This window comes from Pseudomonas sp. BS3782 TE3695 (genome assembly GCF_050435305.1).
In the GTDB taxonomy this organism is placed as follows: Bacteria; Pseudomonadota; Gammaproteobacteria; order Pseudomonadales; family Pseudomonadaceae; genus Aquipseudomonas.
In genome coordinates this window covers 2,141,036-2,161,578 of record NZ_JBNDKB010000001.1, presented here as the reverse complement: position 1 = coordinate 2,161,578, position 20,543 = coordinate 2,141,036, and the positions used below count along the sequence as shown (strand labels likewise).

General features: G+C 60.0%; 15 protein-coding genes. 12 read left to right on the top strand and 3 right to left on the bottom strand.

Features of this window, described 5'->3' with window-relative positions; all coding sequences use genetic code 11:
• Nucleotides 1-128 precede the first annotated feature (128 nt).
• On the top strand, nucleotides 129-1,313 hold the full coding sequence (gene pobA / locus ABH909_RS09800) for a 4-hydroxybenzoate 3-monooxygenase (RefSeq protein ID WP_429439813.1): 1,185 nt from the start codon (nucleotides 129-131) through the stop codon (nucleotides 1,311-1,313).
• Nucleotides 1,314-1,391: 78 nt separating this feature from the next.
• On the top strand, nucleotides 1,392-2,909 hold the full coding sequence (locus tag ABH909_RS09795; protein WP_429432688.1) for an MDR family MFS transporter: 1,518 nt from the start codon (nucleotides 1,392-1,394) through the stop codon (nucleotides 2,907-2,909).
• A 166-nt stretch (nucleotides 2,910-3,075) separates the two neighbouring features.
• On the opposite strand, the gene ABH909_RS09790 is transcribed toward ABH909_RS09795, so the two are convergent.
• The 3 genes from ABH909_RS09790 to ABH909_RS09780 form a co-directional block, all read right to left on the bottom strand.
• On the bottom strand, nucleotides 3,076-3,942 hold the full coding sequence (locus ABH909_RS09790) for an ATPase (RefSeq protein WP_429432686.1): 867 nt from the start codon (nucleotides 3,940-3,942) through the stop codon (nucleotides 3,076-3,078).
• Between the two features lie 117 nt (nucleotides 3,943-4,059).
• Nucleotides 4,060-5,052, bottom strand: coding sequence for an NAD-dependent epimerase/dehydratase family protein (locus ABH909_RS09785; RefSeq protein WP_429432684.1), 993 nt, complete (start codon nucleotides 5,050-5,052; stop codon nucleotides 4,060-4,062).
• 96 nt (nucleotides 5,053-5,148) lie between these two features.
• Nucleotides 5,149-6,048, bottom strand: coding sequence for a LysR family transcriptional regulator ArgP (locus tag ABH909_RS09780; protein WP_429432682.1), 900 nt, complete (start codon nucleotides 6,046-6,048; stop codon nucleotides 5,149-5,151).
• A gap of 96 nt (nucleotides 6,049-6,144) precedes the next feature.
• Here ABH909_RS09780 and ABH909_RS09775 point away from each other — a divergent pair, with 96 nt between their 5' ends.
• The 10 genes from ABH909_RS09775 (at nucleotide 6,145) to ABH909_RS09730 (ending at nucleotide 20,446) form a co-directional block, all read left to right on the top strand.
• A complete protein-coding gene (locus ABH909_RS09775) occupies nucleotides 6,145-6,546 on the top strand; it encodes an ACT domain-containing protein (RefSeq protein WP_429432680.1) in 402 nt (133 codons plus the stop codon).
• A 4-nt stretch (nucleotides 6,547-6,550) separates the two neighbouring features.
• The gene (locus ABH909_RS09770; RefSeq protein ID WP_008069553.1) at nucleotides 6,551-7,153 is read left to right on the top strand and encodes a LysE/ArgO family amino acid transporter; all 603 of its coding nucleotides are present in this window, start codon (nucleotides 6,551-6,553) and stop codon (nucleotides 7,151-7,153) included.
• 176 nt (nucleotides 7,154-7,329) lie between these two features.
• Nucleotides 7,330-7,926 carry a superoxide dismutase gene (locus ABH909_RS09765; protein WP_007898423.1) on the top strand — a complete coding sequence of 199 codons (597 nt, stop codon included), beginning with the start codon at nucleotides 7,330-7,332 and terminating at the stop codon, nucleotides 7,924-7,926.
• Between the two features lie 536 nt (nucleotides 7,927-8,462).
• Entirely contained in the window at nucleotides 8,463-10,511 is a 2,049-nt protein-coding gene (locus tag ABH909_RS09760) for a putative bifunctional diguanylate cyclase/phosphodiesterase (protein ID WP_429432678.1), read from the top strand.
• 274 nt (nucleotides 10,512-10,785) lie between these two features.
• Nucleotides 10,786-12,138 carry an imelysin family protein gene (locus ABH909_RS09755; RefSeq protein WP_429432676.1) on the top strand — a complete coding sequence of 451 codons (1,353 nt, stop codon included), beginning with the start codon at nucleotides 10,786-10,788 and terminating at the stop codon, nucleotides 12,136-12,138.
• 315 nt (nucleotides 12,139-12,453) lie between these two features.
• On the top strand, nucleotides 12,454-13,881 hold the full coding sequence (locus ABH909_RS09750; RefSeq protein WP_429432674.1) for a di-heme oxidoredictase family protein: 1,428 nt from the start codon (nucleotides 12,454-12,456) through the stop codon (nucleotides 13,879-13,881).
• A 27-nt stretch (nucleotides 13,882-13,908) separates the two neighbouring features.
• Nucleotides 13,909-14,973 (top strand): imelysin family protein, encoded by a 1,065-nt coding sequence (locus ABH909_RS09745; RefSeq protein ID WP_429432672.1) that lies wholly within the window; start codon nucleotides 13,909-13,911, stop codon nucleotides 14,971-14,973.
• Nucleotides 14,974-14,987: 14 nt separating this feature from the next.
• Nucleotides 14,988-16,088, top strand: a complete 1,101-nt coding sequence (locus ABH909_RS09740) for a DUF1513 domain-containing protein (RefSeq protein WP_429432670.1) — start codon at nucleotides 14,988-14,990, stop codon at nucleotides 16,086-16,088.
• Nucleotides 16,089-16,257: 169 nt separating this feature from the next.
• Nucleotides 16,258-17,406, top strand: a complete 1,149-nt coding sequence (locus ABH909_RS09735) for an efflux RND transporter periplasmic adaptor subunit (RefSeq protein WP_429432668.1) — start codon at nucleotides 16,258-16,260, stop codon at nucleotides 17,404-17,406.
• 13 nt (nucleotides 17,407-17,419) lie between these two features.
• Nucleotides 17,420-20,446, top strand: coding sequence for a multidrug efflux RND transporter permease subunit (locus ABH909_RS09730; protein ID WP_429432666.1), 3,027 nt, complete (start codon nucleotides 17,420-17,422; stop codon nucleotides 20,444-20,446).
• Nucleotides 20,447-20,543: the final 97 nt, after the last annotated feature.

Sequence of the window (20,543 nt, the reverse complement as noted above, 5' to 3'; positions counted from 1 at the left end):
AGGTTTCGGCTCAGTTTTCCCCTTCAATTGACAGACTCGCAAGTGAAAAATGCAAGTACTCGATCCATAAAAATCATTCACCGGCCTTGGCTGTGTGGAGCTTGCGAGTCATAAAAACAATGAAAACACTGAAAACCCAAGTCGCCATCATCGGCGCCGGCCCCTCTGGTTTGCTACTCGGCCAATTGCTGCATAACGCCGGCATCGACACCCTGATTCTCGAACGCCAGACCCCGGATTATGTGCTGGGACGCATCCGCGCCGGTGTCCTCGAACAAGGCATGGTAGAGCTGTTGCGTCAGGCTGGAGTGGGTCAGCGCATGGACGCCGAAGGGTTAGTGCATGCAGGCTTCGAACTGGCTCTGGACGGACGCCGGGTACACATCGATTTGCAGGCGCTGACGGGCGGCAAAACCGTAACGATCTATGGCCAGACCGAGGTCACCCGCGACCTGATGGCCGCTCGTCGGGACGCCGGTGCACAGACGATCTACGAAGCCCGCAACGTCGTCCCCCACGGCATGAAAACCGCCGAACCCTTTGTCACCTTCGACAAGGATGGCGAAACCTATCGACTCGATTGTGACTACATCGCCGGTTGCGACGGATTTCATGGGGTGGCTCGGCAGTCGATTCCTGCCGACAGCCTGAAAGTGTTCGAGCGGGTTTATCCGTTCGGCTGGCTGGGGATTCTCGCCGACACGCCACCGGTCCACGAAGAGTTGGTCTACGCGCGGCATGAACGGGGTTTTGCGCTGTGCAGCATGCGTTCGCCGACACGTACCCGTTACTACCTCCAGGTACCGGCACAGGATCAAGTTGAGGATTGGTCTGACCAACGCTTCTGGGATGAGCTCAAATCCCGCCTGCCGACCGCCCTCGCCGACGTGCTGGTGACCGGCCCCTCGATCGAAAAAAGCATCGCGCCGCTGCGCAGTTTCGTGGTCGAACCGATGCAGTACGGGCGGATGTTCCTGGTAGGCGACGCCGCGCACATCGTTCCTCCCACTGGTGCCAAGGGTTTGAACCTGGCGGCCAGCGATGTCAGTACATTGTTCAATATCCTGTTGAAGGTTTACCGCGAAGGCCGTGTAGAGTTGCTGGAGAAGTATTCCGAGGTCTGCTTGCGGCGGGTATGGAAAGCCGAGCGGTTTTCCTGGTGGATGACCTCGATGCTGCATCGCTTCGACGAGCACGACGCGTTCAGCCAACGCATCAGCGAATCGGAACTGGCCTATTTCGTGGACTCCGAGGCGGGCCGAAAAACCATTGCCGAAAATTACGTCGGTCTTCCTTATGAGGCTATCGAATAGCCTGCTACCGACTTACACTGGCGAGCATCCCGCTCGCCTTGCCTGCTGCGGGCCCCTTACTGCCCGCAGGTTTTACCCGTGACCAATCTCAACCAGCCTGAAACGCCCAAGCCGGCCATTCGCAGCGTGCTGATCGCCTTGATGCTGGCGATTTTTCTGGGCGCGCTGGACCAGACCATCGTCGCGGTATCGATGCCGGCCATCTCCGCGCAGTTCAAGGATGTCGGCCTGCTGGCCTGGGTGATTTCCGGGTACATGGTGGCGATGACCGTGGCGGTGCCGATCTACGGCAAACTCGGCGACCTGTATGGGCGCCGCAAGTTGATGCTGTTCGGCATGGGGGTGTTCACCCTGGCGTCGTTGTTCTGCGGCATGGCGCAAAGCATGGAGCAACTGGTGCTGGCGCGGATTCTTCAGGGCATTGGCGCCGGGGGAATGATTTCGGTGAGCCAGGCGATCATCGGCGACATCGTTCCACCCCGCGAACGCGGTCGCTATCAGGGTTACTTCAGCAGCATGTACGCGGTGGCCAGCGTGGCGGGCCCGGTACTCGGTGGCTACATGACCGAATACCTGTCCTGGCGCTGGGTATTTCTGGTCAACCTTCCGTTGGGCCTGGGTGCCTGGCTGGTGGCCCACCGTACGCTGGTGGGTTTGCCCGTGCCGCAGCGCAAGCCGATCATCGATTACTTCGGCACCTTGCTGATGATCATCGGCCTGACGGCGTTGTTGCTGGGCATTACTCAGATCGGCCAGGGACATTCGTGGCGCAGCGCCGAAGTATCGGCCTTGCTCGGTTGTGCGGTGGTGGTGCTGGCGCTGTTCGTCTGGCATGAGCGGCGGGCGCGGGAACCGTTGCTGCCGATGCACTTGTTCGCCAACCGCAGTGCGATTCTTTGCTGGTGCACGATTTTCTTCACCAGTTTCCAGGCGATTTCCTTGATCGTGCTGATGCCGCTGCGCTTCCAGAGCGTCACCGGGGCCGGGGCTGACAGCGCTGCGCTGCACCTGTTGCCACTGGCCATGGGTTTGCCGATAGGCGCGTATTTTGCCGGACGCCAGACCTCGGTGAGCGGTCGTTATAAACCGATGATCCTGACTGGCGCCCTGCTGATGCCGTTCTCGATTCTCGGCATGGCGTTCAGTGCGCCTCAGGCGTTTGTGCTGAGCAGTCTGTTCATGTTGCTCAGTGGTATCGCCAGCGGCATGCAGTTCCCCACATCATTGGTGGGCACGCAAAACTCGGCGGAACAACGGGACATCGGCGTCGCCACCAGCACCACCAATCTGTTCCGTTCCCTCGGCGGTGCAGTGGGTGTGGCGTTAATGTCGGCGCTGCTGCTAGCGCTGTTGCAGGATTCGAGTTTCGTGCACCTGGCCGGCTCGTCGCTGATTGCCGAAGGCCATTCGGGGAATGTCTTGCTGGACGGTTTGAACACCGCGCCGGGGGATGCACAAAACGCCCTGCGCACAGAATTGCTGTTGACCTTCCGGCATTTGTTGATCGTCAGCGCGGCGGTGTCACTGCTGGGGCTGGCGGCGGCGATTGCCATGCCAAACAGAGTGTTGCGGGGGCGGGAGGACAAGGTTCGCTAAAAGCAAAGATCGCAGCCTTCGGTGCTCCTACATTGAAATGCGATCCCCTGTAGGAGCTGCCGAAGGCTGCGATCTTTTGATCTTTCTTTTAAACCATCAAGGGCTGTAATACCCGACAGCCACCAGAAAATGCCCGACGTTTTTCAGGTAGGCATGCTTGTATGACCTAAGGCCGGTTGCGCAGCTGCTGCTGCAGATTCTGAATCTGCGCCTGCAGGGTGTTGATGTTGCGGGTGACCTGACCGCGGAAGGCGTCGAATTCGGCGGTGTTGGGGCCTCCTTGTGCGGTTGCCGGGCGGTTGTCCTGTTGGCTTTTGAGCACGATCATGTCTTGCTCCAGGCGCTCGATGGCGGCGCTTGGGTTGCCTTGCCTCTTCAGCGCGGTAATGTCGGCACCCAGGCTTTTGAGCTGGGCATCGATCTGGCTGGTATCGGCCGACGCATTCTTCAACGCGGCCAGTTCGCCGCTCAAGGCTTTGACCTGAGCCTGCAACTGAGCATTGGCGGATTGTTGTTCGGTGGCTTGCGCGGTCATTTGCGCCAGGCGCTTGTCCAGTTCGGAGGTTTGGCCGAGGACGCCTTGCTGCTGTTTGCTCTGGTCCTGAAGCTTGCTTTCCAGCTGCTTGCTCTGGTCCTGGAGTTTGCCTTCGAGCTGTTTGATTTGCAGTTTCAACGCTTCGCTGCCGGTGTTGACGTTGGACTGACTGGCCACAACCTTGCCGGAAATGTCCTGCAAGCGCCCCGCCGCTTCCTCACTGATGCGTGCGAAACTTTCCTGGGTCGCCACCAGTTGCTGTTCCATCAGCGAAATCTGCTGAAAACTCCACCAGGCAAGGCCGGCGAAGGCAAAGAACAACGCGCCGACCAATGCCCAAAGTGGGCCGGTGCTCGGGCCTTTGACCTTGACCACCGGTGTGGTGCGCGAATGCACGGAAGTGCGAGCGGTGGTCGGAAAATCATCGTCATCGAGGCTGCTGGCGCGCAGGCTCGGGACATCGTCGAAGTCGTCGTTGGCATCGTTACGCATGGGCATTAGGGTCAACCTTTGTGGAACGCGGTGATGGCTTGATGCGGCGAAGTATAACCCCCGCTGCCGCACCGGTTGACCCTGAACCCCGCACTCGGTTCAGTAAGGGGCTGGCCTTGTGTGTCAGCGAATGTCCTGAGCCTTCCACCAACCGCAGAACTCATCGAGAGCGGTCCAGAGGCTGGCTTTCGGATCGTAGTCCAGATAATGCCGGGCGCGGCTGATGTCCAGGGTGAAGTTTTTCTTCATGACCTGCATGCCCAGCCGAGACAGGGTCGGCTCAGGACGACCTGGCCACAGCTTGCACACGCCCTCGTTGAGCGCGGCAAGGCTGTAGGCCAAACCGTAGGAACGGTAGCGGGTCACCTGTGGGACATCCATTTGACGCATCACGTAATTGACCACATCCCACAACGGAACCGGCGCTCCATTGCTGATGTTGTAGGCCTTGCCCAAGGCCGAGCCGCTGGCCAGCAAGCTGCTGAGCAACACCTCATTGAGATTCTGCACGCTGGTGAAATCGACCTTGTTCAGGCCGTTGCCGATAATCGCCAACCGCCCTTTGCGCTGCATTTTCAGCAATTTCGGGAAAATACTCATATCGCCTGCGCCCGTGACGAAACGCGGGCGCAAGGCCAGGGTTTCGAGACCGAATTCCTGCGCGCCGAAGACTTTTTGCTCGGCCAGGTATTTGGTCGCGGCGTAGGGGTGTTTGAAACGCTTGGGCACCTGCTCTTCAGTCAACCCCAGATGATCACGACCATCGAAATAGATCGACGGCGACGACAGGTGCACCAGGCGCCGAACCCGCTGTTTCAGACAGGCCTCGACCACATTCTCGGTGACTTCGACGTTGCCTTGATGAAAGTCCTGGTAGCGCCCCCACAAACCCACCGCGCCAGCGCAATGGACCACGGCTTCGACATCAGAACACAGGTCGCGCGCCAGTTGCGGATCGCTCAAATCGCCCTGAATGAACTCGGCGCCACGGCGCACCAGATGCTCGACGCTCTCGGCCCGGCGACCGTTGACCCGCACGTCCAGGCCCTGCTCCAGGGCGAAACGCGCAAAGCGTCCGCCAATGAAGCCGCTTGCGCCGGTGACCAGAATCTTCATGAAGTATTCCTTCGGATACAGCTGTAAGCGTCAAGCTTCAAGCTGCAAGTTAAAAATGATGCGCAGGCTCTTCACTTGCAGCTTGCAGCTAGACGCTTAAAACTGCCCGAAGGGCACCAGCCATTGCTTCGACGAGCGCACCAATTGATCGGTGAGTAACCCCAGCAACTGACCGCCATTGCGCCAATGATGCCAGTACAGCGGCACATCGATCGGCTTATCTGGCAAAAGCTCCTGCAATTGGCCGCGCTCAAGTTGCTCGCGCACCTGCAATTCAGGCACCAGGCCCCAGCCAAGCCCCGCTTCCGTGAGACGAAGAAAGCCTTCGGACGACGGGCATAGATGGTGTTCGAAACCGCCATCCACACCAAGGGAGGCGAGGTAGCGATGCTGTAGGAAATCATCCGGGCCAAACACCAGAGCCGGGGTTTTGGCCAACTGATCGGCGCGCACACCTTCGGGAAAATGCCGGGCAATGAACGCCGGGCTCGCCATCGCACGGTAGCGCATCGCCCCCAACAGCACGCTGCGCGCGCCGGCCACCGGCCGCTCACTGGCGCAGACACACCCTGCCACTTCGCCTGCGCGCATGCGCTTGAGGCCGACGGTCTGGTCTTCTACCACCAAATCGAGCAGCAAATGTTGTTCCGCACAAAAGTCGCCCACCGCCTCTGCCCACCAAGTGGCAAGGCTGTCGGCATTCAGGGCGATACGCAGGCGTTCCGGCAGGCCTTCTTCGTCCAGCGCCGGGACCAACGTTTGTAGATCCCGCTCGAGCAATCGCACCTGCTGCACATGGTTGAGCAAGCGCCGGCCAATCTCCGTCGGCGCCGGGGGGGTTACCCGCACCAGCACCGGTTGGCCGACTCGTGCCTCCAGCAGTTTGATCCGTTGGGAGATGGCCGATTGGGACAAACCCAACACCTGCGCGGCGCGTTCGAACCCGGCCTGCTCGATGACGGCGGCGAGCGCGGACAGCAATTTGTAGTCGAACATCAGTTTTCCTAATGAGCGATCAGGATTATTGGTTTTTCTTATACCGCGTTCAACCGGAGAATGACCAGCAAGAACTCTTGAACAAGGATCACCCACATGGCTGGCGAAACGTCATTGGCAACCCTGCTGCGCAGCATGAACCCGCAACTCAACGACGGCGAATACGTGTTCTGCACGTTGCGCGACGGCAAGTTGCCCACAAGCCTTGAGATTGTCGGCAGCTTTCGTGAGCAGGAAGGCCTGACGGTGATTCTGCAACGGTCCTACGCCGAGAAGGCGGGTTTCAGCTTCGACTACGTCGCCGCCTGGATCACCTTGAACGTGCACTCGGCCCTCGAAGCCGTCGGCCTGACCGCCGCGTTCGCCACAGCACTCGGACAGGCCGGCATCAGTTGCAACGTGATCGCCGGGTATTACCACGATCATTTGTTCGTCGGCCAGGCCGATGCCGAACGCGCCCTGCAGGTACTGCGGGATCTGGCGTCCACCGCGGAGTAAACCTATGTGGCAAAGCTATGTGAACGGCCTGTTGGTGGCCGCGGGGTTGATCATGGCGATCGGCACCCAGAATGCGTTCGTGTTGGCGCAGAGCCTGCGGCGTGAACATCACCTGCCGGTGGCGGCGCTCTGCGTGACCTGCGATGCGCTACTGGTGGCCGCCGGGGTGTTCGGCCTGGCGACGGTGCTGGCGCAAAACCCGACCCTGCTGGCCATCGCCCGTTGGGGTGGCGCGGCGTTTCTGCTGTGGTACGGCAGCCTGGCGTTGCGTCGGGCGTGCTCGAAACAAAGCCTGCAACAGGGTGAAAACCAGACCGTGCGCTCGCTGCGGGCGGTGCTGCTCAGTGCGTTGGCGGTGACGTTGCTCAACCCGCACGTTTATCTGGACACCGTGTTGCTGATCGGCTCCCTGGGCGCTCAACAAACCGAGCCCGGTGCTTATGTGGTGGGCGCGGCCAGTGCGTCATTGCTGTGGTTTTTCACTTTAGCCCTTGGCGCGGCATGGCTGGCGCCGTGGCTGGCACGGCCGAGTACCTGGCGAATTCTCGACCTGTTGGTCGCCGTCATGATGTTCACCGTAGCGTTCCAGCTAATCAGCGCCGGATGATTTATTCCAAAAGGCTCTGGAACCTCTATTCCACACAGTTGTTGCGTGGTTATGCCGCACCCCCGGTGCTATGATCCGATCCCTGCGCCGCAAAGAGTACAAACTCCCCGGCGCATGTCTGGCCGCCCGTGATCGGCCTTGCGCCCACCGCAACTGACCTGATTAGGAGAATCATCATGGCTTTCGAATTGCCGCCGCTGCCTTACGCACACGATGCCCTGCAGCCGCACATTTCAGAGGAAACTCTGCAGTACCACCACGACAAGCACCACAACACCTACGTCGTGAACCTGAACAACCTGGTGCCAGGCACCGAGTTCGAAGGCAAGACCCTGGAAGAAATCGTCAAGACTTCCTCCGGCGGTATCTTCAACAACGCCGCTCAGGTCTGGAACCACACTTTCTACTGGAACTGCCTGGCGCCAAACGCCGGCGGTCAACCAACCGGCGCGCTGGCTGATGCCATCAACGCAGCGTTCGGTTCGTTCGACAAGTTCAAGGAAGAGTTCAGCAAAACCTCCATCGGCACCTTCGGTTCCGGTTGGGGCTGGCTGGTGAAAAAGGCTGACGGTTCCCTGGCCCTGGCCAGCACCATCGGCGCCGGCAACCCGCTGACTAGCGGCGACACCCCGCTGCTGACTTGCGACGTCTGGGAACACGCTTACTACATCGACTACCGCAACCTTCGTCCGAAGTACGTCGAAGCGTTCTGGAACCTGGTCAACTGGAAGTTCGTGGCTGAGCAGTTCGAAGGCAAAACCTTCACCGCTTAAGCTTCGCGCCAGTCAAGAAACCCGGCTTTTGCCGGGTTTTTTTATGGGCTCGGGAACCTGGCATGCTTGATAAGAATCTGGCGCTTGCCAGGCCGCCTTCGCGAGCAAGCCCGCTCCCACAGGGGTTCATCGTTGCTCACAAATTCCGTGTACGGCACAAGTCAACTGTGGGAGCGGGCTTGCTCGCGAAGAACGATAACGCGGTCTACGCCGGATCGACGTTTTCCAGCGCTCGGTTCACCGCCAGCTCCGCCAGCATGATGACCTGCTCAATCACAACCACGAGTGGCATTCGCCCTCTTGCCACCCCATCACAGCCGTCTAACATCAACCTCAAGGAAAAATTGTCCCGTCCCCCTCAAGTTGAGGGCCTCAACAACCGACATAGTGCTAATAGGGCAAATACTCCAAACAACAGCCTATGCGCCAGGCTACCGGCAAATCCCTTGGGGTGGATTGTCCCTTTGACTGACATCACGGGATTGCCAATACTCACCGCAACCTGACGCTACCCGAACGGAACAAGGAATAACCCTTTGAAGCTGGAACTCAAGAACAGCTTGTCGGTGAAGTTGCTTCGGGTCGTGCTCCTGTCGGCATTGATCGTCGGCGTGGTCTTGAGCTGCGCACAGATCGTTTTCGATGCCTATAAAACACGTCAAGCCGTAGCCAGCGATGCCCAGCGCATCCTCGATATGTTCCGTGACCCTTCGACCCAGGCCGTCTACAGCCTGGACCGGGAAATGGGCATGCAGGTGATCGAAGGCCTGTTTCAGGACGACGCTGTGCGCATGGCCTCCATCGGCCACCCTCACGAAGCCATGCTTGCGCAAAAAACCCGTGAATTGCAGCACTCCAACAGCCGCTGGCTGACCGATCTGATCCTCGGCCAGGAACGCACCTTCACCACCCAACTGGTGGGTCGCGGGCCCTACAGCGAATACTACGGCGACCTGAGCATCACCCTCGACACCGCCACTTACGGCAAGGGCTTCATTGTCAGCTCGGTGATCATCTTCATCTCTGGCGTATTGCGCGCCCTGGCCATGGCCCTGGTGCTGTATCTGGTCTATCACTGGCTGCTGACCAAACCGCTGTCGCGGATTATCGAACACCTGACCGAAATCAACCCGGACCGGCCCAGCGCCCACAAGATCCCCCAGCTCAAGGGTCATGAAAAGAACGAGTTGGGCGTGTGGATCAACACCGCCAACCAGTTGCTCGAATCCATCGAACGCAATACCCACCTGCGCTACGAAGCGGAAAACAGCCTGTTGCGCATGGCCCAGTACGACTTCCTCACCGGTTTGCCGAACCGCCAGCAATTGCAGCAACAACTGGACAAGATCCTCGTCGACGCCGGTAAATTGCAGCGTCGGGTCGCGGTGCTGTGTGTCGGGCTCGATGATTTCAAAGGCATCAACGAACAATTCAGCTACCAGACCGGCGACCAACTGCTGCTGGCCCTGGCCGATCGCCTGCGGGCTCATAGCGGCCGCCTCGGCGCCCTCGCCCGCTTGGGTGGCGACCAGTTCGCACTGGTCCAGGCCGACATCGAACAACCCTATGAAGCGGCCGAACTGGCCCAAAGCATTCTGGATGATCTGGAAGCGGCATTCGCCCTCGATCATCAGGAAATTCGCCTGCGCGCCACCATCGGCATCACCCTGTTCCCCGAGGACGGTGACAGCACCGAGAAGTTGCTGCAAAAAGCCGAGCAGACCATGACCCTGGCCAAGACTCGCTCGCGCAACCGCTATCAGTTCTATATCGCCAGCGTCGACACCGAAATGCGGCGGCGGCGCGAGCTGGAAAAAGATCTGCGCGATGCCTTGATTCGCGACCAGTTCTACCTGGTCTATCAGCCGCAGATCAGCTACCGCGATCATAGCGTGGTGGGCGTCGAGGCGTTGATTCGCTGGCAACATCCCGAGCACGGGCTGGTGCCGCCGGACCTGTTCATCCCGCTGGCCGAGCAGAACGGCACCATTATCGCCATCGGCGAATGGGTGCTGGATCAGGCCTGCAAACAATTGCGCGAATGGCACGATCAGGGTTTCGACCTGCGCATGGCGGTGAACCTGTCCACCGTGCAACTGCACCACGCCGAGTTGCCGCGGGTGGTCAATAACCTGCTGCAGATGTATCGTCTGCCACCGCGCAGCCTGGAGCTGGAGGTCACCGAAACCGGCCTGATGGAAGACATCAGCACCGCCGCCCAGCACTTGTTGAGCCTGCGCCGCTCCGGCGCACTGATCGCCATCGACGACTTCGGCACCGGTTATTCATCCCTGAGTTATCTGAAAAGCCTGCCGCTGGACAAAATCAAGATCGACAAGAGCTTCGTTCAGGACCTGCTCGATGACGACGACGATGCGACCATCGTTCGCGCCATCATCCAGCTGGGCAAGAGCCTGGGCATGCAGGTGATTGCCGAAGGCGTGGAAACCGCCGAGCAAGAGGCCTATATCATTTCCGAAGGCTGCCACGAAGGTCAGGGCTATCACTACAGCAAACCGCTGCCGGCCCGGGAATTGGGTGCCTACCTCAAGCAAGCCCAACGCAGTAACGCGGCTATCTTGTAGAAGATCAAAGGATCGCAGTCTCTTTATAGAAGATCAAAAGATCGCAGCCTCGTTTCACTCGACAGCTCCTACAGATGCACGCGGTTCGCAGGAGCTGTGTAGGAGCTGTCGAGTGAAACGAGGCTGCGATCTTTTAATGTGCCCCAATATCTTTGCGTGAATAAGAAATATTTACAGGAACAACCCTTTACACATAATGCGAAAGATTTGCATTATGTCGCAGTTTTGCGCGCCCCTTCGCGCGTCCATCAATCACCGAAGCAGGATGTTCGCCATGATTCGTATGCCTCTGGCCACCGCCAGTCTGCTGGCCATCGCTATTTCCCTCGCCGGTTGCGGCGAAGGCAAAGACAAGGCTGCCGCTCCACAAGCGCCGACCCCGGCTGCCAGCACTGCTGCCCCGGCTGCCCCGGTTGCGCCTGCTGCTGCCGGTAAAGTCGATGAAGCCGCCGCCAAGGCGGTGGTCGCGCACTATGCCGACATCGTCTTCGCCGTTTACAGCGATGCCGAATCCACCGCGAAAACCCTGCAAACCGCCGTCGACGCGTTTCTGGCCAAGCCGAACGCCGACACCCTGAAAGCCGCCAAGGCTGCCTGGGTCGCGGCCCGCGTGCCTTACCTGCAGAGCGAAGTGTTCCGCTTCGGCAACACCATCATCGACGACTGGGAAGGTCAGGTGAACGCCTGGCCACTGGACGAAGGCCTGATCGACTACGTCGACAAATCCTACGAGCACGCACTGGGTAACCCGGGCGCCACCGCCAACATCATCGCCAACACTAACGTTCAGGTCGGCGAAGACAAAGTCGACGTAAAAGACATCACCCCGGAAAAACTCGCCAGCCTGAACGAGCTGGGCGGTTCCGAGGCCAACGTCGCCACCGGCTACCACGCCATCGAATTCCTGCTCTGGGGCCAGGACCTGAACGGCACCGGCCCTGGTGCCGGCAACCGTCCTGCTTCCGACTTCCTGGAAGGCAAGGGCGCTACCGGCGGTCACAATGATCGTCGTCGCGCTTACCTGAAATCCGTGACCCAATTGCTGGTCAACGACCTGCAAGAAATGGTCGGTAACTGGAAGCCGAACGTGGCCGACAACTACCGCGCCACCCTGGAAGCGGAGCCGGCTGAAACCGGTCTGCGCAAAATGCTGTTCGGCATGGGCAGCCTGTCGCTGGGCGAACTGGCGGGCGAGCGCATGAAGGTTTCCCTGGAAGCCAATTCCCCGGAAGACGAACACGACTGCTTCAGCGACAACACCCACAACTCGCAGTTCTACGATGCCAAAGGCGTGCGTAACGTGTACCTGGGCGAATACACCCGCGTAGACGGCAGCAAAATGACCGGTGCGAGCCTGTCGTCTCTGGTCGCCAAAGCCGACCCGGCGGCCGACACCGCGCTGAAAGCCGACCTGGCGGCTACCGAAGCCAAGATGCAGGTCATCGTCGATCACGCCAACAAGGGTGAGCACTACGACCAACTGATCGCTGCCGGCAACACTGCCGGTAACCAGATCGTGCGCGACGCCATCGCCTCGCTGGTCAAGCAGACCGGTTCGATCGAAGCGGCCGCTGGCAAACTGGGCATCAGCGCCCTGAACCCGGACAACGCTGATCACGAGTTCTGATCAAGGCTGGCTGAGTGAATGCAAAGGCGACCTTCGGGTCGCCTTTTTTGTTAGCCCGAACGCAGATCAAAATGTGGGAGCGGGCTTGCTCGCGAAGAGGGAGTGTCAGTCGACATCAATGTTGCCTGACACACCGCCTTCGCGAGCAAGCCCGCTCCCACAGGATCTTGTGCTGACCTGGGCGAATGTGACTCTTGCGCGACGGTTCCAAGAGAACGATTGCGTCACATCAACCAAACGATAATTCCTCTTATTCAAACTCCCCTGCCCTGTTAGACTTTGCGCCCTTGTTTTGCTCGTCTTGCAGGATGTCCGATGCCCTCGCTGCCTCTTCGCTTGTCCGCACTGTTGCTGGCCCTGGGCCTGAGTGCCTGCGATGACGCCCCGCGTTTCACCCAGGCCGAACCCGGTGAAGCCCGCTCCGGCGGCAGTGCGACGGTACGCAAGACTGATCAGAACGCATTCTCCCTGCCTTCCGCTAACCTGCCGCCGTCACGACGCGTGGATTTCAGCGTCGGCAACAGTTTCTTTCGCAGCCCTTGGGTGATCGCGCCGTCGACCACCACGGCGCGCGATGGCCTTGGTCCGTTGTTCAATACCAACGCCTGCCAGAACTGCCACATCAAGGACGGGCGCGGTCACCCGCCAGCTCCCGATGCGCCGAACGCAGTGTCGATGCTGGTGCGTCTGTCGATTCCCGATGATCCGGCCTACGCCAAGGTCATCGAACGACTGGGCGTGGTGCCAGAGTCGGTCTACGGTGGCCAGTTCCAGGACATGTCGGTGCCTGACGTCGTCCCGGAAGGCAAGGTGCGCGTCGATTACACAGCAGTCCCGGTGCGTTTCAAGGACGGCAGCGAAATCGAGTTGCGCAAGCCGACCCTGCAGATCACTCAACTCGGCTACGGCCCGATGCACCCCGATACGCGTTTCTCGGCGCGCATCGCTCCACCGATGATTGGCCTGGGCTTGCTCGAGGCGATCCCCGACGAGGCCATCCTGGCCAACGCAGAGGCTCAGGCCCGGGAGAAAAACGGCATCGCCGGACGACCGAACCGGGTCTGGGACGACGCGCAGCAGAAAACCGTCCTCGGGCGATTTGGCTGGAAGGCCGGGCAACCGAACCTCAATCAACAAAACGTTCACGCGTTTTCTGGTGATATGGGCCTCACGACCAGCCTGAGCCCCATTGATGACTGCACCGACACGCAAACCGCTTGCAAACAGGCACCCAACGGCAATGGTCCGGATGGCGAGCCGGAAGTCAGCGATAACATTTTGCGTCTGGTGCTGTTCTACAGCCGCAACCTCGCGGTGCCGGCCCGTCGCGATGTCGGCACGCCGCAAGTGCTGGCCGGCAAGAATCTGTTTTTCCAGGCGGGATGCCAATCCTGCCACACCCCGAAATACACCACCGCCGCCAACGCCGCGGAACCTGAACTGGCCAATCAAGTGATTCGCCCTTACAGCGACCTGCTGCTGCATGACATGGGCGACGGACTGGCCGACCACCGCACTGAATTCCAGGCCAGCGGCCGCGACTGGCGCACGCCGCCGTTGTGGGGCATCGGTTTGACGCAGACGGTCAACGGCCACACCCAGTTCTTGCATGACGGCCGCGCCCGCAACCTGCTCGAAGCCGTGCTCTGGCATGGCGGCGAGGCACAGGCGGCGCAACAACAGGTTTTGTCTTTCAATGCTGAGCAGCGCGCGGCATTGCTGGCGTTTTTGAATTCTCTTTAATACGTTTTCCTTCAGCGGGAGCCCGACATGTTCCGTCCCAAATTATTGTTCACCAGCCTTGCCGCCCTCGCCCTGGGCGCCTGTTCGCCCCAGGACCCACAAGCGGTCACGTCGGCGGCCATCGCCAAGCAAGTGATCCTGCCGACCTACAGCCGCTGGGTCGAAGCCGACCGTCAATTGGCGGTCAGCGCCCTGGCGTTCTGCCAAGGCAAGGAAAACCTCGAAACCGCCCGTGCCGACTTACTGCACGCGCAGAAAGCCTGGGCCGAGTTGCAACCGCTGCTGATCGGGCCGTTGGCCGAGGGCAACCGTTCCTGGCAGGTGCAGTTCTGGCCGGACAAGAAGAATCTCGTTGGCCGTCAGGTCGAGCAACTGGTGACCGCGCAGCCGCAGATCGATGCCGCCGCCCTGGCCAAGTCCAGCGTTGTGGTTCAGGGGCTCTCGGCCTATGAATACATTCTGTTCGACAGCAAGATCGACATGGCCGACAGCACGCAGAAAGCCAAATACTGCCCCCTGCTCACCGCCATTGGCGAACGCCAGAAACAACTGGCCGAAGAGATCCTGTCGCGCTGGAACACCAACGACGGCATGCTCGCGCAGATGAGCAAATTCCCGAACCAGCGCTACGCCGACTCCCACGAAGCGATCGCCGACCTGTTGCGCGTGCAAGTGACGGCGCTGGACTCTTTGAAGAAAAAACTCGGCACGCCGATGGGCCGTCAGAGCAAGGGCACGCCACAGCCGTTCCAAGCCGATGCCTGGCGTAGCCAATCGTCGCTGCAAGGCTTGCAAGCAAGCCTGAGTGCGGCGCAAACCGTTTGGGTCGGTGTCGACAACAAAGGCCTGCGCGGCCTGTTGCCGAGCGAGCAGAAACCCTTGGCCGACAAGATCGACGCAGCCTACGCAACGTCCCTGAAACTGTTCGCCAGCAACCAGCGCTCGCTGACCGACATGCTCACCGACGATGCCGGACGCCAGCAGCTCAACGCGATCTACGACAGCCTCAACGTTGTCCATCGCCTGCACGAAGGCGAACTGGCCAAGGCGTTGGGCATCCAATTGGGCTTCAACGCCAATGACGGTGACTGATGAGGGCAAGTGCCATGCTGCGACGCCAGGCTCTGACATTAGGGAGTTTGCTGCTGGGTGCGGTGACACTGGGCGGCTGGACGCTGTTCAAGCAAAAGGACAAAAGCGCGCTGCTGCTCTCGGCGCGGGACGACGTTGACGGCAAGCACTACGCCGTCGGTTATCGGCTGGATGGTACCCGGGTGTTTGCCACCAAGGTCGGCCAGCGTTGCCACGACATCATCAACCACCCGACGCGGCCGATAGCGCTGTTCGTCGCCCGGCGTCCGGGTACCGAGAGTTACCTGATCGACCTGCGCGACGGCACGTTGCTGCAAACCGTCGTGTCGCAGCCGAACCGGCACTTCTACGGGCACGCAGTGATTCACCACAGCGGCGACTGGCTGTACGCCACCGAGAACGACACCTCCGATCCGGGCCGTGGCTTGCTCGGTGTGTATCAGTTCGAAGGTGAACGACTGGTGCACAGCGGCGAACTTTCTACCCACGGCGTGGGCCCGCATCAGGTGTCGTGGATGCCCGATGGCGAGACGCTGATTGTGGCCAACGGCGGCATTCGCACCGAGGCCGAAAGTCGGGTGGAGATGAACCTCAACGCGATGGAGCCGAGCCTGGTGTTGATGCAGCGCAACGGCACTTTATTGAGCAAGGAAACACTGGCTCAGCAGATGAATAGCGTGCGGCACTTGGGTGTCGCCAGCGATGGCACCATCGTCGCCGGCCAGCAATTCATGGGCGCTGCTCATGAATCATCGGAGCTGCTGGCGATCAAGCGTCCCGGCCAACCGTTCGTGGCGTTTCCGGTGCCCGAGCATCAATTGCAGGCCATGGGGCATTACACCGCCAGCGTCGCCGTGCACAGCGAACTGCGTCTGGTCGCCCTGACTGCGCCGCGAGGCAACCGCTTTTTTATCTGGGACCTGGACAGTGCTGAAGTGCGCCTGGATGCGCCACTTCCCGACTGTGCAGGCGTCGGGGCCGTGGCCGATGGTTTTGTCGTGACCTCCGGTCAAGGACGATGCCGCTACTACGATTGCCGCCAGACAACCCTTGTTGCAAAACCGCTGGAATTGCCTGCGGGGCTCTGGGACAACCATCTTCATCTGATGGTTTAAAAGATCGCAGCCTGCGGCAGCTCCTACAGGGGAATACGTACCTGTAGGAGCTGCCGCAGGCTGCGATCTTTTCCGTAAGATCACGCAAAAAACATCCATTGGAATCCCGCTTACACTCGGAGTAATGTTCCCGCCTGTCTCACCTGATTTTCTCCAAGGAAATGGAAATATGCTGCGCCGCCGCATGCTGATCATGTTGGGTGTTGTTCTGTTAATCGTGTTGGCCCTGGCCGGTTACAAAGCCTTCTCCATCTACACGATGATGCAAGGTTTTTCCGCGCCGAAACCGCCGATAAGTGTCGCCGTGGCCACCGCCACCGAACGTCCATGGCAAAGCCGTTTGCCAACGGTCGGCACCCTCACGGCACTGCAGGGAGTCGACCTGAGTCTGGAAATCGCCGGCACCGTCAAGGAGGTACAGTTCGAGTCGGGGCAGAAGGTCAAGGCCGGTCAGCCGATCCTGCAACTCGACACCGCCGTTGAAACGGCCCTGCTGGCAACCGCCCAGGCCGATCTGGGACTGGCGCAACTGGATTACGGTCGCGGCAGCCAACTGGTGGGCAGCCAGGCCATTTCCAAAGGCGAGTTCGACCGACTCTCGGCGGTGTTGCAAAAGAGCCGGGCCACGGTCAATCAGCTCAAGGCGGCACTGGAGAGAAAACGCATCCTCGCCCCGTTCAGCGGGACCATCGGCATTCGTCAGGTAGACGTCGGCGACTACGTGGCCAGCGGCACGATGATCGCCACCCTGCAAGACATCAGCAGCCTCTACGTCGACTTCTTTGTGCCCGAACAATCGGTGCCGAAAATCGCCCTCGGCCAACCGGTACAAGTCATTGTCTCAGCCTTCCCGACAGAGAGTTTCCCCGGCACTATCAGTGCGATCAACCCGAAGGTCGAGAGCAGCACCCGCAACGTGCTGGTGCGCGCAACCCTGGCCAACCCCGATGACAAACTGCTGCCGGGCATGTTCGCCAGTCTGCAGGTGATGTTGCCCGATCCGCAGCCACGCATCGTCGTGCCGGAAAGCGCGATCACCTACACCCTTTATGGCAACTCGCTGTACGTCGTCGCGCAGAAAAAGGCCGAAGATGGCAGCCTCGAAAAAGACGACAAGGGTGAGCCGATTTTGATCGCCGAGCGGCGCTTCATCGAAACCGGCGAGCGCCGCGATGGAATAGTCATGATCACCAAAGGCGTGCAAAACGGCGAAAAAGTGGTCACGGCCGGCCAGATCAAACTGGACCACGGCGCGCACATTGCCATCAGCGACGACAAGACCCTAGCCGAGAAGAGCAGTCAGCCGCGCGCTGACTGATCAAGGAATCCCCATGGCTTTTACCGACCCGTTCATCCGCCGCCCGGTGCTCGCCACCGTGGTCAGCCTGTTGATTGTGCTGCTGGGCTTCCAGGCCTGGGGAAAATTGCCGCTGCGCCAATACCCGCAAATGGAAAACGCCCTGATCACGGTGACCACCGCTTACCCCGGGGCCAACGCTGAAACCATCCAGGGCTACATCACCCAACCGATGCAGCAGAGCCTGGCCAGCGCCGAAGGCATCGACTATATGACGTCGGTCAGTCGTCAGAACTTCTCGGTGATCTCGATCTACGCGCGCATTGGTGCCAACAGCGACCGCTTGTTCACCGAACTGCTGGCCAAGGCCAACGAGGTCAAGAACCAGCTGCCCCAGGACGCCGAAGACCCCGTACTGAGCAAGGAAGCTGCCGACGCTTCGGCGCTGATGTACATCAGCTTTTTCAGCGACGAACTGAGCAATCCGCAGATCACCGATTACCTGTCACGGGTCATCCAGCCGAAACTGGCGACCCTGCCGGGCATGGCCGAAGCCGAGATTCTTGGCAACCAGGTATTCGCCATGCGCCTATGGCTGGACCCGGTGAAACTTGCCGGTTACGGCCTGAGCGCCAGCGATGTGACCAACGCCGTGCGCCAGTACAACTTCCTCTCCGCCGCCGGCGAAGTGAAAGGCGAGTATGTAGTCACCAGCATCAACGCTAACACCGAACTCAAATCCGCCGAAGCCTTCGGCGCGATTCCGCTCAAGGTCGATGGCGACAGCCGCGTGCTGTTACGGGACGTGGCGCGGGTCGAGATGGGCGCGGAGAACTACAACACCATCAGCTCTTTCGGAGGCACGCCCTCGGTGTACATCGGCATCAAGGCCACGCCCGGCGCCAACCCGCTGGACGTGATCAAAGAAGTGCGCAAGATCATGCCAGAGCTGGAAGCCCAGCTGCCGCCGAATCTGAAGGGTGAAATCGCCTACGACGCCACGCTGTTCATTCAAGCGTCCATCGACGAAGTGGTGAAAACCCTGTTCGAAGCGGTGCTGATCGTGATCGTGGTGGTGTTCCTGTTCCTCGGCGCCCTGCGCTCGGTGGTGATCCCGGTGGTGACCATTCCGCTGTCGATGATCGGCGTGATGTTCTTCATGCAGATGATGGGCTACTCGATCAACCTGCTGACCTTGCTGGCGATGGTATTGGCCATCGGGCTGGTGGTGGACGATGCGATCGTGGTGGTGGAAAACATCCACCGGCATATCGAAGAAGGCAAGACGCCGCTGGATGCGGCAATCGAGGGTGCCCGGGAAATCGCTATGCCGGTGGTGTCGATGACCATCACCCTGGCGGCGGTCTATGCGCCAATCGGTTTCCTGACCGGCCTGACAGGGGCGCTGTTCAAGGAGTTCGCCCTGACCCTGGCCGGGGCGGTGGTGATCTCCGGCGTCGTTGCCCTGACGCTGTCGCCGATGATGTGCGCCCTGCTGCTACGCCACGATGAAAACCCTACTGGCCTGGCCCATCGCCTTGACGTGATCTTCGAAGGCCTCAAGCGCCGCTATCAGCATGTGCTTCATGGCACCCTCAATACCCGGCCGGTGGTGCTGGTGTTCGCGGTGATCGTGCTGTGCCTGATTCCGGTGCTGCTCAAGTTCACCAAATCGGAACTGGCGCCGGACGAGGACCAAGGCGTGATTTTCATGATGGCCAATGCTCCGCAGACGGCCAACCTCGACTACCTGAATACCTATACCGACGAATTCCTCACGATTTTCAAGGAGTTCCCCGAGTACTACTCCTCGTTCCAGATCAACGGTTTCAACGGAGTGCAATCGGGGATCGGCGGCTTCCTGCTCAAACCCTGGAACGAACGCGAGCGGACCCAGATGCAGATTCTGCCCGAGGTCCAGAGCAAGCTGGAAAGCATCCCCGGGTTACAAATCTTCGGCTTCAACCTGCCCTCCCTGCCGGGCACTGGCGAAGGCTTGCCGTTTCAATTCGTGATCAACTCGGCCAACACTTACGAGTCGTTGCTGGAGGTAACGGACCGAGTGAAAAAAAGAGCGATGGAATCCGGCAAGTTCGCTTTTGTCGATGTTGATCTGGCCTTCGACAAACCCGAAATCGTCGTCGATATCGATCGGGCCAAGGCCGCACAAATGGGTGTATCCATGCAGGCCTTGGGCGGGACCCTGGCGACGTTATTGGGTGAGGCGGAAATCAACCGCTTCACTGTCGAAGGCCGCAGCTACAAAGTCATTGCGCAGGTGGAACGGCCTTTTCGCGATAACCCCGACTGGCTGAACCACTATTACGTCAAGAACACCCAGGGCGAATTGCTGCCCCTGTCGACCCTGATCACCGTGACCGATCGGGCCCGGCCGCGCCAGTTGAACCAGTTCCAGCAACTCAATTCGGCAATTCTTTCCGGGGTTCCGCTGGTCAGCATGGGGGAAGCCATCGACACCGTGCGCCAGATCGCCCGGGAAGAAGCGCCGGCGGGTTACGCCGTCGACTATGCCGGCGCATCACGGCAGTACGTTCAGGAAGGCAGCGCGCTGTGGGTCACCTTCGCTCTGGCGCTGGCGATCATCTTCCTGGTGCTGGCCGCTCAGTTCGAAAGTTTCCGCGACCCACTGGTGATTCTGGTGACCGTGCCGCTGTCGATCTGTGGCGCATTAATCCCCTTGTTCCTTGGCTGGTCGAGCATGAACATCTATACCCAAGTGGGGTTAGTGACGTTGATCGGGCTGATCAGCAAGCACGGGATCCTGATCGTCGAGTTCGCCAACCAGTTGCGCAAAGAGAAGGGCCTGTCGCCTCGCGAGGCGGTGGAGGAAGCGGCGGCCATTCGTCTGCGTCCGGTATTGATGACCACGGCGGCGATGGTGTTCGGCATGGTGCCGTTGATCATCGCCACGGGCGCGGGCGCGGTCAGCCGGTTCGACATCGGCACGGTGATCGCGACGGGGATGTCGATCGGGACGCTGTTCACGTTGTTTGTGTTGCCGTGCATCTACACGTTGCTGGCCAAGCCCGATAAACCTTGACGTCAAAAGATCGCAGCCTTCGGCAGCTCCTACATTGGGATGGCGTGCTCCCTGTAGGAGCTGCCGAAGGCTGCGATCTTTTGATTATCAAAAAATA